Raw genomic sequence first — 14,912 nt, 5'->3', positions numbered from 1 at the left:
GTGCGGCAGCGACTGCCGCACGCCACGCGCTGATTTCTATGACAAATTGTGAGCCTCCGCGCAATAACGACATTCCACCGCCGCACACGCCCCCTCACATTGATAGCGATCAAAAATAATCATACCGTCTGGTCGGTATGATTCGGGCCATGAATACAGAAGCCCAGCACCGAAAAAAAGATCCCGTCCGTCTGCACCGCCAGTTGCTTGAGTCAGCGGCGATGATTGCCGGTCGGGATGGTATCGCCGCACTCTCGCTGAACGCCGTCGCGCGCGAGGCGGGAGTCAGTAAAGGCGGACTCCTGCACCACTTTCCCAATAAACAGGCGCTGATCTTCGCTCTGTTCGCCCGGCTGCTGGCGATTATGGAAAAGGCGATAAGCGAGCTGATGGCCGCCGATAATATCGCCTACGGACGCTTTACCCGCGCCTATTTGCACTATCTGTCCAACCCGGAACTGACGGATACCCACGAAAGCCGCCAGCTGATGGTGCTGTCGCTGGCGATGCCGGATGAGCCGGTGCTGAGAAAATGCTGGCGCGACTGGATGCTGGGGCATCTGGCGCAGGGCGATGCGCTGGATAATAGCCATACCGGTACCCTGGTGCGCTATGCGGCGGACGGTATCTGGCTGTCGGAACTGACGGAGGGGCGCACCATGGGCGCCGACCACCGGCGATCGCTGGTGCGCGATCTGACGCAAATGACGCTGCCGGCATGATGCCGGAAAAACCTGCCCGGTCAGGCGTTATGCAGGGTTGCAGGCCGTCTGGAGCACCCGGACATACGTGAGTACCCGGGACCAGACAGACAAATAAAATCGCCTCATGAAGGCTCTTAGATCGAGGCCGCGATGCGCTACAACATCAATGCCCGTCTCATTTATGATGCAACGGACGGCACACTCACCCTACCGGGAAGCAGCGAACCGGACAGCCAGCTGTCTATCACCGCCAGCGCGCTGCTCTACTATTTCCTGCGCCATACCGATGTTATCAGCCGCGATGAGGTACTGAAAAAAGTCTGGGACGACAACGGGTTAACCTCATCCAACAGCAACCTTAACCAGTATCTGAGCATGCTGCGCAAAACCTTCCGCCATTATGATATCGAGAACATCATCGTCACGGTGTCGCGCGGCATGCTGCAGCTCAACCCCGAATTAACCATCGCCATCATTGACGACATAGCGGAGGCGCCGTCTGAGCCCGCGGCGGAAGTCGCGCCGATGCAGGATTCCAGGCCCCCCTTCACCCGCGCCGAGGAAACCTCCGCCCCCTCCCGGCATGCGCGAGGCACCTGCTGGTATCTCGCCGGCGGCTGCCTGCTCACCATCGCCCTGCTGCTGGTGGTCTGCAGTTTTCTCGGCGGCAGCACATCGCACCCCATCACCCTGACGCAAATGCGCCACAGCCAGTGCGAACTGCTGGCCAGCGACGAGATGCTGCGATCGGTCTCCGCCACCGCCTACGGCAAAAATTTTGATGAGGTGCGCCAGCGGCTGAAGCTGGAGTGTAAACCCGGCGAACGCTTCGTCTTCTTCTATGGCGACAGGCTGGAAACTAACGGCCTGGGCCGGGTGTTTCTCGCCCACTGCGCGATGCATGAAGATAACCCGTTCAGCTACTGCGATAACTATTTCTACTACTCCTGGAAGCCGCAATGAGACTCGCTCCTCGCCCCTTTTTCGCCCTCTCTACGCTGGTATTGATCGTCGCGGCCGGAGTCAGCGCCTGGAAACTGCTGCCCGTTGAAAAAAATGGCATGATGAGCTGCTCAAGCAAAGCGATCATGCGTTTTGAAAACATGGAGAAAGAGAACGTCAACGGCAATATTCATTTTAATTTTGCCGCCAACGGCAAGGGATCGATGGTCGTCGAGGGCTATACCGACTCCGCGGCCGGCTGGCTCTATCTGCAGCGCTACGTCCAGTTTAACTGGACCAGCCAACGCATCTCATCGACCGAACGCCACTACCACATCAGTAAGTGGGAATCCAGCGCCTCGTCAATCGATGAGTCCCCGGACGTTATCTTTGCCTACTTTATGCGTGAAATGTCCGACAGCCACGATGGCCTGTTTCTCAACGCCCAGAAGCTCAACGAGAAAGCGATTCTGCTGAGCTCCATCAACTCTCCTCTCTATGTCTGCACCCTGAAATCCGGCAGCCAGTTCGATTGACCCCGCTCCCCCCCGCCTTCCTGGTTTCGCCCTCGCCGCGAAAGCGCACTTTTTGCATTTATCTGGCGGGCAAAAACATGATCATACCCACATTTAATGGAGGGATATATTACCCCGCGTGCGCAATAAATTAGCACCCCGTTAACATTCCCCGCCGCGCGTCTCAACGCGCCAAAAACCGCCTGCGGCAACGCCAAATCTCGCACGACCGATCAGCATAAACAGATAAATCAATGGCTAAAAAAGGCTAAATCACAGAGTAAAAAACTAAAAACAAACCCCTCACGGATTTAAATTTCACTCCTTTTCCATTTCCCTATAGTGGATTTCGAACGCCGCTGCCGCGTGTTGACGCCGTTACGCGGACGGTTTTCCCGAATCACAAAACCTGCTCTGGAGGAGAAACAATGGGTGATGCATTGGGGCTTATTGAAACCAAAGGTCTGGTGGCCTGCATTGAAGCAGCGGACGCGATGTGCAAATCCGCCAACGTCGAGCTGATTAGCTATGAAAACATCGGCTCCGGGCTGGTCACCGTCATGGTGAAGGGCGACGTCGGCGCGGTGAAAGCGGCGGTGGATTCCGGCGTGGAATCGGCGCAGCGCATCGGGGAAGTGGTGACCTCGCTGGTTATCGCTCGTCCGCATAACGACATCAACAAAATCGTCATTAAACACAAGGCTTAAGGCCAGGAGAACGCAAATGGGTGATGCATTAGGTCTGATTGAAACCAAAGGGCTGGTGGCCTGTATCGAAGCCGCGGATGCGATGTGTAAAGCCGCCAACGTGGAACTGATTGGCTATGAAAACGTCGGTTCCGGGCTGGTCACCGCGATGGTGAAAGGCGACGTCGGCGCGGTGAAAGCGGCGGTGGATTCCGGCGTCGAATCGGCGCAGCGCATTGGGGAAGTGGTGACCTCGCTGGTTATCGCCCGTCCACATAACGACATCAACAAGATCGTCGCACATTACAAAGTGACGGAATAACGGGAGACAACATGATGAAAGAAGCGCTAGGGCTTATCGAAACCAAAGGTCTGGTGGCCTGTATTGAAGCCGCCGATGCGATGTGTAAAGCCGCCAACGTCGAGCTGATTGGCTATGAAAACGTCGGCTCCGGGCTGGTCACCGCGATGGTGAAAGGCGATGTCGGCGCCGTTAACGCCGCCGTTGACTCCGGCGTGGAAGCGGCGAAACGCATCGGCGAAGTCGTCACCTCTCGCGTCATCGCGCGTCCGCATAACGACATCGAAAAAATCGCGTCGCAGCACAAAGCATGACCTGACAGGGCGCGCCCCGTCTCCACTCTTTTAGTCTGATGAAGGATAGACTCATGATTGAACTGGATAACGATTTGCAGTCCCGCCAGAACGCGCGGGAACTGGTGCGCAGCGCCAAAAAGGCTCAGGCGATTCTGGCCACCTTTTCGCAGCAACAAATCGACGCCATCGTGAAAAACGTGGCCCAGGAAGCCGCGCACCACGCCGAAGCGCTGGCGAAAATGGCTGCGGAAGAGACCGGATTTGGCAACTGGCAGGATAAAGTGCTGAAGAACCGTTTCGCTTCGCTGCGCGTTTACGACGCCATCAAAGATATGAAGACCGTCGGCATCATTCATGACGATCCGCTAAAAAAAGTGATGGACGTGGGCGTGCCGCTGGGGGTGATTTGTGCGCTGGTCCCGTCAACCAACCCCACCTCTACCGTGATCTACAAAACGCTGATTGCCCTGAAAGCCGGCAACGCGATTATCTTCTCCCCGCATCCGGGCGCCCGTCAGTGTAGCTGGAAGGCGATTGAGATAGTCAAACGCGCGGCTGAAGCGGCAGGCGCGCCGGCGGGCAGCGTCGACGCCATTAGCCAGTTGACCCTCGAAGCCACTTCAGAACTGATGCACAGCAAAGACGTGTCGCTGATTCTGGCGACCGGCGGCGAAGGCATGGTTCGCGCGGCCTACGCTTCCGGCACCCCGACCATTAGCGGCGGCCCGGGAAACGGACCGGCCTTTATCGAGCGCAGCGCCGATATTCATCACGCGGTGAAAGATATTATCACCAGCAAAACCTTCGATAATGGCGTGATCTGCGCCTCCGAGCAGTCAATCATCGTCGAACGCTGCATTTATCACGATGTGCATCGTGAACTCGAAGCCCAGGGCGCCTACTTCATGAATGAAGGTGAAGCGGCCAAAATGGCGGCTCTGCTGCTGCGCCCGAACGGCACCATCAACCCGAAAGTGGTGGGTAAAACCGCGCTGTATCTCAGCCAGCTTGCCGGTTTCAGCGTTCCGGCCAGCACCAAAGTGCTGATCGCCGAACAGACCACCGTCTCTCACCAGAACCCTTACTCCCGCGAAAAACTGTGTCCCATTCTCGGCCTGTACGTGGAAGAGGACTGGAAAGCGGCCTGCCACCGGGTGATGGAGCTGCTGACCAACGAAGGGCTCGGCCATACGCTGGTTATCCATACCCGCAATCAGGACGTAATTCGCCAGTTCTGCCTCGAAAAACCGGTTAACCGCATTTTGATTAACACCCCGGCGGCGCTGGGTGGCATCGGCGCGACCACCAATATCACCCCGGCGCTGACCCTCGGCTGCGGCGCAGTCGGCGGCGGTTCCAGCTCCGATAACGTTGGCCCGATGAACCTGCTCAACATCCGCCGGGTCGGCTACGGCGTGCGCTCCATTGATGAACTGCGCGCTCCGGGCAGCCGCCCTGAACCGCAGCCGACCATCGTCAGCCCGGCGACCGGCCCGAACCGCAGCATCTTCGACGATGAGCGTTTTAACGCCCCGGCGACCGCTTCCACCGCAGCCCACCCGGCCAGCGCCGACGATCGCTTTGCGTCTGCCGCCGCCATCGGCGCGGACAGCGAGATTAATGAGCAAAACGTGGAACGCGTCATCCGCCAGGTGCTTGAGCGTCTGGGCCAGTAATGCATTGAAATAAGGCGATAAAAACAATGATTCTCGCAAAGGTAGTCGGACATGTCGTCGCCACGCAGAAGTGCGATGAGCTACGCGGCAGTAACCTGCTGCTGATCGTCAAACTCGACGATAACCAGCAGCCCATGAAGGACCAGACCTGGGTCGCCGTCGATAGCGTCGGCGCCGGCATGCACGACATCGTCCTGGCTGAAGAGTATTTCGCGCTCAACACCGAACGCTACAAAGCCATGTCGGTGGTCGCCATTGTCGAGAACGTGTTTCGGGACGCTTAAGGAGTGAATAACCCAATGAGTGAATTTTTGCTGAAACCCCGGATCCGCTTTGGTCAGGATGCGCTTGCCATCCTGAACGAGCTGCCCGCCCGCAACGTGCTGCTGGTGACCGACAAGGCGATGGTCAAATTTGGCCTCGCCGAACGCGTGACTGGCCCCTGGCGCCAGCGCGGCATCGCTTTCCAGGTCTGGGATGACGTGGTGGCGGATCCGGATATCGCCACCATCGTACGCGGGATGAAGGTAATGGATGCCCGCTATCCGGACCTGGTGGTGGCGCTGGGCGGCGGGTCGGTGATTGACGCGGCCAAAGCGGTTATTTTCGCCCTCGCGCAGACCCGTCCGCAGGCCGGGCGCCAGCGTCCCTGCTTCGTGGCGATCCCGACCACCAGCGGTACCGGCTCAGAAGTGACCGCCTTTTCGGTCGTCAAGGCGCATGCTGAAAAACTGGTGCTGGTGGACCCGACACTGCTGCCGGATATCGCCATTCTCGACCCGGCGCTGGTGGCCTCAGTACCACCCGCAATCACCGCCGACACCGGGATGGACGTGCTGTGCCACGCGCTGGAAGCCTACGTCTCCCGTGCCGCCAGCGACTTTTCCGATGCGCTGGCGGAAAAAGTGGTGCAGCAGGTTTTCCGCTATCTGCCCACCTGCTGGCGCAGCGGCGACAACCTGCTGGCTCGCGAGAAGATGCACAACGCCTCCTGCATGGCGGGCATGGCGTTCACCAACGCCTCCCTGGGCATCACCCATAGCCTGGCCCATGCGCTTGGCGGCGTCTTTCGCGTCCCCCACGGCCGCGCGAACGCGCTGTTAATGGCCGAAGTGGTGGCCTGGAACGCCGATTATCACGGGCAGTGCGCGACCGAGGCCGCCCACAAATATGCGCGCTTAGCCCATCTGCTGGATCTGCCGGCGGCCAATCCCCGCCAGGGCGTCGCCAGCCTGCTGGTCGCCATTCAGACGTTAAAAGACGAAATGACGATGCCGGCCGGCATTCGCGATACCGGCGTCGAGGCAGGCGAGTTTGAACAGCGCCTGGCGGAGATGGTTGGCCAGGCGCTACGCGACAGCTGTACGCCGACCAATCCACGCACGCCGGACGCCAACGCGTTAACCGGGCTTTATCGCCGGGCCTGGTCCGGTTGACTGGAATCGCCCGGCGGCGCTCCGCTTGCACGGGCCTACGGATAACGCGCTAGTAGGCCGGGTCAGCGCAGCGCCACCCGGCAACAATGCGGGCAACTAACAAGAACATCTGGAGAATACTTCATGGCACACTACAGCTTAACGCCGCGCGTCAACGTGTTGGCAGACCGTTTACTCTCACAAAAAAGCACCCTGTGCACCGAGCATGCCGCCACGTTGAACACCCTTGATGGCGATATCGCGGGCATTCCCGCCGCCGTCAAGCCGGCGCGCCGTTTCTATGAGTTGATGCGCCAGCTGCCGCTGTGCATCAGCCCCGATGAGCTTATTGTCGGCGATCAGACCCGCAAACCGCACGGGGCGATTTTCCACGATGAAAGCGCCGCGCAGCGTCCGTCGGCGTTCCGTTTCCTGAATCTCAGCAGCGAGCTGGACTCCCCGGATTACCGGCTGATTGTTGAAAAAGGCGTGCTGGCGATTAAACACCAGCTGGAAGAGAAAACCCGCAGCCTGGGTAGCGCCGTCAGCCGCAGCGGTATGGATGAAGTCAACGGCTGCCGGGCCGCCATTTACGCCTGCGACGCCCTCCTCGCCCTGGCGCAGAATCTGGCCACCAGCGCCGAAACGCTCGCGGCGGCGGAAAGCAACCCGTATCGCCAGGCCGAGCTGCTGGAGAGCGCGGCGATTCTGCATCACGTTCCGGCCCACCCGGCGCGTAGCTTCAAAGAGGCCTGCCAGGCATTTTATCTGTTTCAGCTGGCGCTGCAGCTGGACAACGGCAGCTATGCGGTAAACCCGGAAGGTGCCGATAAGGCTCTGCTGCCGTGGTATCAGCGCGACATCGCCAACGGCACCCTGACGCCGCAGCAGGCCTACGAAATCGTGGAGTGCCTGTGGTTCAAACTGGCGCAACTGAGCGAAGTCCGCGCCGCCTGCGCTATCGACGGCTACCCGATGTTCGACGCCCTGCGCCACGGCGCCAGCCTCGATGACCCCAGCACAATCATCAACGAACTTTCCGTGCTGTTCCTCTGCGCACAGCGGAATCTGAGCGCGCTCAATCTGCCGGTGCGTCTGTTCCACGGCGAACAAAAGGTCTCCGCCGCGCCGTTTGCCGCCTGTAGCGAAACGACAACAGCAGAAGGGCTGACTCCGCGCATGCAGCGTCTGCGCAACCACTACCTGACGGTACGCCCGAGCGTCTCTATCTATCGCGCGCTGGCCTTTACCGAGGTGGTGAAAGCCAATCCGGGCATGCCGACCATTCTGCTGCGCGCCAAAGCTTTCCGTCACGCCTGCGAAACCGCGCCGATTCTGATTCAGGACGATGAGCTGATCGTCGGCCATCCGTGCGGCAAGCCGCGCGCCGGGGCCTTCTCGCCGGATATCGCCTGGCGCTGGGTGCGTGACGAACTCGATACCATGAGCACCCGTCCGCAGGATCCGTTTGAGATCAGCGAAGAAGATAAGAAAACCATCCGCGAAGAGATCGTCCCGTTCTGGGAAGGCCGCTCGCTGGATGAGATCTGCGAAGCCCAGTACCGCGAAGCGGGGGTGTGGGCATTCAGCGGCGAAACCTTCGTCAGCGACCTCTCCTACCATCAGATCAACGGCGGCGGCGATACCTGTCCGGGCTATGACGTGCTGCTGTTCACCAAAGGGATGAACGGCATTAAAGCCGATGCCGAGACGCATCTTGCCAGCCTGAGTATGGAAAACCCGCAAGATATCGACCGCATCTACTACTACAAGGCGGCGATTGAAACCTGCGAAGGGGTGATTAACTATGCGCATCGCATCGCCGCGCGCGCCCGCGAGCTGGCCGCTATTGAGCAAAACGCCCAGCGGCGCGCCGAGCTGCTGACCATTGCCGAAGTGAACCAGAACGTCCCGGCGAATCCGCCGAAGACCCTGCAGGAAGCGCTGCAAAGTATCTGGACCGTCGAATCACTGTTTGAAATCGAAGAGAACCAGACCGGCCTGTCGCTGGGCCGCGTGGACCAGTACTGCTACCCGATGTTTGCAGCCGATATTCGCGAAGGCCGCCTGACTCACGACACCGCGCTGGAGCTGCTGCAGGCGTTTATCATCAAATGTGCCGAGCTGATGTGGATGTCGAGCGAGCTGGGGGCGAAATACTTCGCCGGTTATCAGCCGTTTATCAACCTGACCGTTGGCGGCCAGAAGCGCTCCGGCGGCGATGCCTGTAACGACCTGACTTACCTGATTATGGACGCCGTGCGCTTTGTGAAGGTTTACCAGCCGTCGCTGGCCTGCCGTATTCACAACCAGTCGCCGCAGAAGTACATGGAAAAAATCGTCGACGTCGTCAAGGCGGGGATGGGTTTCCCGGCCTGCCACTTCGATGACTCCCATATCAAGATGATGCTGCGCAAGGGCTTCGATTTCGAAGATGCCCGCGACTACTGCCTGATGGGCTGCGTCGAGCCGCAGAAATCCGGCCGTATCTACCAGTGGACCTCTACCGGCTATACCCAGTGGCCTATCGCCATCGAATTCGTCTTAAACCGTGGCCGGATGGTGCTGTTTGATAGCTATCAGGGGCTGGATACCGGCGATCTGCGCGACCTGCGCACCTTCGAAGAGTTTGACGCAGCGGTGAAACAGCAGATTGCCCATATCGTTCGTCTGTCGGCGATTGGCACGGTGATCAGCCAGCGCGTACACCGCGACGTGGCGCCGAAACCGCTGATGTCGCTGCTGGTGGAAGGCTGTATGGAGAGCGGCAAAGACGTCGCCGCTGGCGGCGCAGTGATCAACCACGGTCCGGGGCTGATCTTCTCCGGCCTGGCGACCTACGTCGACTCCATGGCAGCGATCCGTAAGCTGGTGTTCGAAGATAAGAAGTACACCCTCGAACAGATGCGCGATGCGATGCTGGCGAACTTTGAAGGCTTTGAGGCCCTGCGCCGCGACTGCCTGAACGCGCCGAAATACGGTAACGACGATAACTACGTTGACCAGTACGCGCTGGATATCACCGAGTGGACCGAGCGCGAGTGCCGCAAATACAAAATGCTCTACTCCACGCTGAGCCACGGCACCCTCTCTATCTCCAACAACACGCCGATTGGCGAGCTGACCAACGCCACGCCGAACGGCCGTCTGGCGTGGATGCCACTCTCCGACGGAATCAGCCCGACGCAGGGGGCGGATAAGCAGGGGCCAACCGCCATTATCAAGTCAGTCAGCAAGATGAACGTGGAGACCATGAATATCGGCATGGTGCATAACTTCAAGTTCCTCAAAGGGTTGCTGGACACGCCGGAAGGGCGCCATGGCCTGATTACCCTGCTGCGCACGGCATCGATTCTCGGCAACGGCCAGATGCAGTTCAGCTACGTCGATAACGAAGTCCTGAAAAAAGCCCAGCAGGAGCCGGAAAAATATCGCGACCTGATCGTCCGCGTGGCGGGCTACAGCGCCTACTTCGTTGAGCTGTGCAAGGAAGTTCAGGACGAGATTATCAGCCGTACGGTGATTGAGAAGTTCTGATAAACACGGACGTTTTTGGACACGGATGTCCCGATCGTTTTACTGGAGGTATGTGTGAGCGCAAAACAAGAATTAACCGGGCGAATCTTCAATATTCAGAAATATTCAATCTACGACGGCGACGGGATTCGCACGCTGGTTTTTTTCAAAGGCTGCAATATACGCTGCCCGTGGTGCGCCAACCCGGAAGGGCTGAACAGTCAGTTCCAGGTGATGTTCTCGCAGGATAAATGCATTAACTGCGGCGACTGCGTCAACGTCTGCCCGGCCGGTATTCACTATCGGGCAGCAGAAAACGGCGAGATGAAGCATTTTGTCGACCGTCATAAAGACTGTATTGGCTGCCGCAAATGCGAAGAGATTTGCACCCAGAACGCGCTGGATATTATGGGTAAAGACGTCACCGTCAGCGAGCTGATGGACATCATCATGCAAGATTATGACTTCTACATCGCTTCCGGCGGCGGCGTGACCATCGGCGGCGGCGAAATGAGCCTGCAAACCGATTTCGCCGTGGCGCTGTTCAGCGAATGCAAAAAGATGATGCTCAATACCGCTATCGAAACCCAGGGCACCACGCCGCTGGCTAATTATCAAAAGCTGGCGCCGGTGACCGACACCTTCTTATTCGATATTAAGCAAATTAACAGCGAGCACCATAAAGCGTTATTTGGCATTGGCAACGAAGGTATTCGCCGCAATCTGGAATGGCTGGTGGATTCCGGCGCCAACGTGATTATTCGTATGCCGCTGGTTCGCGGCTATAACGACTCATTCGATGCCATTACCGGGGCTATTGATTACGTGCAGAAACTGGCGAAGCGCGGAAATATCCGCCGCATCGATATGCTGCCGTACCACCAGCTGGGCCGCAAAAAATACGAGCGCCTGGATATGCCCTACCCCATTACCCAGGACCCGTCTTATTCGCCCGAAGAGCTGAACCAGCTGGAGACGTTCTTTACACAGTTTGATTTTGATATTCGCTTAGTCCGCCATTAACAGGAGCCGACATGAAAAGTTTAGGCGTAATTGAAACGCGAGGGCTGGTCGCCGCCATTCAGGCCGTAGACGCCGCCTGTAAAGCTGCGGGCGTGACCTGCATTGGCTATCGCAAAATCGGATCGGGGCTGGTCAGCGTCTGCTTCGAAGGCGAGATCAGCGCCATCCACACCGCCATTGAGCGCGGCGTCGAGGTGGCGGGCGCGGCGCAATGCGTCAAGTCGCTGGTCATCGCCCGTCCGGAACCCAGCGTGGTGGTAGCGCTGAGCCATCTGAAAGGCCGCCCGCAGGCAAAACCGCTCGCCAGCCACACCGATGTGAAAAATGCTGAGGCGCAACACGGTGTGTCGGCGCCCGCCGAAAAAGTCGGACCGCAAACGCCGCCCTCTCCGCCGGCGTCGGGCGAGCCTGAAGATAAAAATGCCGCGATGAAGAAAGGGAAAAAGGCATGATCGACACCCTGCTCCATGAAAAAATCGCCACCCGGCTGACGCGCTCCGCGCCCGATATCCCGGTCGGTATCTCTAACCGCCACGTCCATCTGTCACAGCAGGATGTCGAGGCGCTGTTTGGCCAGGGTTATGCGCTGACGCCGTTTAAACCCCTGCGCCAGCCGGGGCAGTTTGCCGCCCAGGAGTGCGTGACCGTCGTCGGTCCGAAGGGCTCACTCGCCCAGGTTCGCGTCCTTGGGCCGACCCGGCCGGTCACTCAACTGGAAATCTCGCGCGCCGACTGCTTTACTCTCGGCATTAAAGCGCCGGTGCGCGAATCCGGCCAGCTGGATAATGCGGGCAACGCGCTGCTGATCGGCCCGGCAGGCCACGTTGAACTGCGCTCTCAGGTGATCTGCGCCTGGCGGCATATCCATATGTCGCCGCAGGATGCGCGGCAGTTGAACGTCGCCAACGGCCAGAAGGTGAGCGTCCGCAGTCACGGCGAACGCCAGCTGACCTTCGATGAAGTGGTGGTGCGGGTGCGCGAAGACTTCGTGCTGGAGTTCCATATTGATACCGAAGAGGCCAACGCCGCCGGACTGAAAAACGGCGCGCAGGTCACGCTCATCGCTTAACGGAGGCCGCCATGACCGATGAAGAGATCGACCGTCTGGTCACGCGAATGATCCACAGGTTGCGGCCGCCGGTGCTGGTGATGGTTGGCCCGGCCGCGGGCTATCGCCAGGCCATCCGCAGCCGTCTGGCGGGATGCGGGCAGCGTCTGCAGCTGGCACTGGACGAAAACGTGCAGGATGCCGCGCAGTGGCAGGCGATCGGTGAAACGCTGCCGTGCAACGCCTGGCAAGAAGCGCTGTCTTCAGAGAGCTGGCGCGCCGTGGTGGTACCGTTTCTCGACTATCCGCTGGCGGCCGATCTGCTTAACGGCACCTTGCAAAACCCGCAGGCCAGACGATTGCATGACGTTCTGCTTGCCGGCCTGCCGGTGCTGGCGCTGCGCTATCACTGCGACCCGGCCAGCGAGCTAAACCAGCTGCGCGGGGCGGTGAGCACGACGCCCTATGCCGGACATATGCAGTCCACGTTGACGCGGCTGACGGCATGCGGTGTTACGCTGTGCACCATGAATGAGCTGCTGGCGCAGCTGGCTGCGGGAACCAAGGCGCCCGCTCAGGCCCCGGCCCTCGGCGCGCGGCGTTATCTCACTGTCACAGACATCGTGAATAATCCGGCGCTGGTCTGCGCACCTGACGCGCAGTTAACCGATGCCGCTATCGATTTTTTGAAAAACAGAAAAAAAGAACCCTACCTTAATAAATAGATCCGGAGTTTATTATGTCTTCCAAAACAAAATGCTGGCTATGGATGCTGTTGGTTATCCTTTCGGAAACCTCGGCCACTTCGACCCTGAAAATGTTCGGTAGCAGCGAAGGGACCACCAAAATGCTGCTGCTCGGGCTGCTGATCGTCCTCTATTGCACCTGCTACTACTCGCTATCCCGCGCGGTGAAAGATATTCCCGTTGGCCTGGCGTACGCCACCTGGTCCGGTACCGGGATTCTGGTGGTTTCAACGCTAGGGATGGCGTTTTACGGCCAGCATCCGGATACCGCGGCGATTATCGGTATGGCCATTATTGCCGCCGGTATCGTTATCATGAATCTGTTTTCCAAAATGGGTAGCGAAGAGAGCGAAGAAACGCCTGCTGAACCGGCTGATTCAGCCTCATCCCTGAATAAAAAAGTCGCCAACTAACAAAAAAGGAATCGCATATGTTTAACCTCGGATTTTTATGGCTGGCGCTGTCTATCGGCTCCGAAATCACCGGTACCTCGATGATCAAAAAGACCAACGGCTTTAGCAAACTGGCGCCATCGGTGCTGGTGGTCTGCGCCTACGGCCTGTGCTACTTCGCTCTCACTCGCGCGATGAGCACGATCCCGGTGGGCGTCGCCTACTCGCTGTGGTGCGGCTTTGGCATCGTCGGCGTCACCATCTGCTCGATGATCCTCTACAAACAAAAACCGGATCTGCCGGCGATCCTCGCCATGGTGCTGATTATTTCCGGCGGCATCATCATGAACGTCTTCTCCAGCATGTAAACCCGGCCTGCGCCTTCATTGAGTTCCATGAGGGCGCAAAAACCTCACTCGATAAGCCATATTGCCGCAATAAAAAACCGCTTTCACTTTCGCCGCTTTTCGTGGCAGGATAGTCCGATGAACAGAATCGTCGTCATTGCCCGCCCGTATCGTTGGTGGCTGCCTGCATAACAGGCGGCACGATTCACATTTCCATTTTTAAAGCCGCCGGAAGGCGGCTTTATTGTTTCTCAGCGACGTCTTTCGGCTTAACAGCAACGTAAGGAGTCTCTGATGAACACCCACCCGACCATTCTTACCGGCGATCGCCCCACCGGCCAGCTGCATCTCGGTCACTACGTCGGATCGCTACGCCAGCGCGTGCAGCTGCAGCACGACCATCAACAGTTTATCCTCATCGCCGATCTGCAGGGGTTAACCGATAACGGCAGCGACCCGCAGAAAATCAGCAGCAATATCTTTGAGGTGATGGCCGATTATCTGGCGGTAGGTATCGATCCGCACAAAACCACGATTTGCCTGCAATCGGCGCTTCCCGCCCTGGCGGAGCTGAGCGCGCTGTATATGAATATCGTCACCGTCGCCCGCGTCGAGCGTAACCCGACGGTCAAAAATGAAATCGCCCAGAAGGGCTTCTCCCGTTCGCTACCGGTCGGCTTTCTGGCCTACCCTATCAGCCAGGCGGCCGATATCACCGCGTTTAAGGCCGGCCTGGTACCGGTTGGCGACGATCAGCTGCCGATGATCGAACAGACCAATGAGATCGTCCACAAAATGAATAGCCTGACCACGACGCCGGTGCTGCAGCACTGCCGGGCGCTGCTCAGCGATGTCAGCCGCCTGCCGGGCATTGACGGCGGCGCCAAGATGTCAAAATCGCTGGGTAATACGCTCACGCTTTCGGCCAGCGAAGAGCAGATTCACCGCGCGGTCGGCGCTATGTATACCGACCCGAACCATCTGCGGGTCAGCGATCCTGGCCGAATCGAAGGCAACGTTGTCTTTACTTACCTTGATGCTTTTCATCCGGATCCAGCCTTCGTCGCCGGGATGAAGGCGCATTATCAACGCGGCGGGCTGGGTGACCGACAGTGTAAAAACGCGCTGGAGGAGTGTCTGCAGACGCTGCTGGCGCCCATTCGCCAACGCCGGGCGACGTATATTGCGGATAAAGGCATGTTGCTGGAGCTGCTGCGTCAGGGTAGTGAGCGGGCGCATCGCCTCACGCAGCAAACATTGCATGAGGTGATGCGTGGATTAGGATTGCCGGTCCTGTTCTGAGCG

17 protein-coding genes are annotated in these 14,912 nt (G+C 58.7%); all 17 read left to right on the top strand.

Annotated features, from left to right (window positions below):
• The first annotated feature begins 137 nt into the window (after nt 1-137).
• The 17 genes from FNY10_RS17400 (at nt 138) to trpS (ending at nt 14,909) form a co-directional block, all read left to right on the top strand.
• Nucleotides 138-722 carry a TetR/AcrR family transcriptional regulator gene (locus tag FNY10_RS17400; RefSeq protein WP_131049465.1) on the top strand — a complete coding sequence of 195 codons (585 nt, stop codon included), beginning with the start codon at nt 138-140 and terminating at the stop codon, nt 720-722.
• A gap of 132 nt (nt 723-854) precedes the next feature.
• Nucleotides 855-1,667, top strand: a complete 813-nt coding sequence (locus tag FNY10_RS17395; RefSeq protein WP_141965388.1) for a winged helix-turn-helix domain-containing protein — start codon at nt 855-857, stop codon at nt 1,665-1,667.
• Nucleotides 1,664-2,182: a FidL-like protein gene (locus FNY10_RS17390; RefSeq protein WP_141965389.1), complete on the top strand. Its 519-nt coding sequence runs from the start codon at nt 1,664-1,666 to the stop codon at nt 2,180-2,182. The genes FNY10_RS17395 and FNY10_RS17390 overlap by 4 nt, the downstream gene beginning before the upstream one ends.
• A gap of 407 nt (nt 2,183-2,589) precedes the next feature.
• Nucleotides 2,590-2,868 (top strand): BMC domain-containing protein, encoded by a 279-nt coding sequence (locus tag FNY10_RS17385; RefSeq protein WP_010634659.1) that lies wholly within the window; start codon nt 2,590-2,592, stop codon nt 2,866-2,868.
• Nucleotides 2,869-2,884: 16 nt separating this feature from the next.
• Entirely contained in the window at nt 2,885-3,169 is a 285-nt protein-coding gene (locus FNY10_RS17380; RefSeq protein WP_004857488.1) for a BMC domain-containing protein, read from the top strand.
• Nucleotides 3,170-3,183: 14 nt separating this feature from the next.
• A complete protein-coding gene (locus tag FNY10_RS17375; protein WP_015585230.1) occupies nt 3,184-3,462 on the top strand; it encodes a BMC domain-containing protein in 279 nt (92 codons plus the stop codon).
• A 53-nt stretch (nt 3,463-3,515) separates the two neighbouring features.
• The gene (locus FNY10_RS17370; protein ID WP_160702342.1) at nt 3,516-5,120 is read left to right on the top strand and encodes an acetaldehyde dehydrogenase (acetylating); all 1,605 of its coding nucleotides are present in this window, start codon (nt 3,516-3,518) and stop codon (nt 5,118-5,120) included.
• Nucleotides 5,121-5,146: 26 nt separating this feature from the next.
• Nucleotides 5,147-5,404 (top strand): EutN/CcmL family microcompartment protein, encoded by a 258-nt coding sequence (locus FNY10_RS17365; RefSeq protein WP_160702344.1) that lies wholly within the window; start codon nt 5,147-5,149, stop codon nt 5,402-5,404.
• A gap of 15 nt (nt 5,405-5,419) precedes the next feature.
• Complete coding sequence (locus FNY10_RS17360) at nt 5,420-6,556, top strand: 1-propanol dehydrogenase PduQ (protein ID WP_141965392.1); 1,137 nt, start codon at nt 5,420-5,422, stop codon at nt 6,554-6,556.
• Between the two features lie 123 nt (nt 6,557-6,679).
• Nucleotides 6,680-10,072: a choline trimethylamine-lyase gene (gene cutC, locus FNY10_RS17355; RefSeq protein ID WP_160702346.1), complete on the top strand. Its 3,393-nt coding sequence runs from the start codon at nt 6,680-6,682 to the stop codon at nt 10,070-10,072.
• Nucleotides 10,073-10,126: 54 nt separating this feature from the next.
• On the top strand, nt 10,127-11,074 hold the full coding sequence (gene cutD, locus FNY10_RS17350; RefSeq protein ID WP_100684700.1) for a choline TMA-lyase-activating enzyme: 948 nt from the start codon (nt 10,127-10,129) through the stop codon (nt 11,072-11,074).
• Between the two features lie 11 nt (nt 11,075-11,085).
• Nucleotides 11,086-11,526 (top strand): BMC domain-containing protein, encoded by a 441-nt coding sequence (locus tag FNY10_RS17345; RefSeq protein WP_160702348.1) that lies wholly within the window; start codon nt 11,086-11,088, stop codon nt 11,524-11,526.
• Nucleotides 11,523-12,143 (top strand): phosphate propanoyltransferase, encoded by a 621-nt coding sequence (locus tag FNY10_RS17340; RefSeq protein ID WP_131049460.1) that lies wholly within the window; start codon nt 11,523-11,525, stop codon nt 12,141-12,143. The genes FNY10_RS17345 and FNY10_RS17340 overlap by 4 nt, the downstream gene beginning before the upstream one ends.
• Before the next feature lie 11 nt (nt 12,144-12,154).
• Nucleotides 12,155-12,847 (top strand): hypothetical protein, encoded by a 693-nt coding sequence (locus FNY10_RS17335; RefSeq protein ID WP_160702350.1) that lies wholly within the window; start codon nt 12,155-12,157, stop codon nt 12,845-12,847.
• Between the two features lie 14 nt (nt 12,848-12,861).
• Nucleotides 12,862-13,281, top strand: coding sequence for a DMT family transporter (locus FNY10_RS17330; RefSeq protein WP_100684704.1), 420 nt, complete (start codon nt 12,862-12,864; stop codon nt 13,279-13,281).
• Between the two features lie 17 nt (nt 13,282-13,298).
• Nucleotides 13,299-13,628, top strand: a complete 330-nt coding sequence (locus FNY10_RS17325) for a DMT family transporter (protein ID WP_004857466.1) — start codon at nt 13,299-13,301, stop codon at nt 13,626-13,628.
• A gap of 273 nt (nt 13,629-13,901) precedes the next feature.
• A complete protein-coding gene (trpS, locus tag FNY10_RS17320) occupies nt 13,902-14,909 on the top strand; it encodes a tryptophan--tRNA ligase (protein ID WP_131049457.1) in 1,008 nt (335 codons plus the stop codon).
• Nucleotides 14,910-14,912: the final 3 nt, after the last annotated feature.

The sequence above is a fragment of the Klebsiella sp. Lac1 genome (assembly GCF_009825425.1).
GTDB classification, from domain to species: domain Bacteria; phylum Pseudomonadota; class Gammaproteobacteria; order Enterobacterales; family Enterobacteriaceae; genus Klebsiella; species Klebsiella electrica.
The sequence above is the reverse complement of the archived record's forward strand: the minus strand, read 5'-3'. Positions and strand labels throughout refer to the sequence as shown.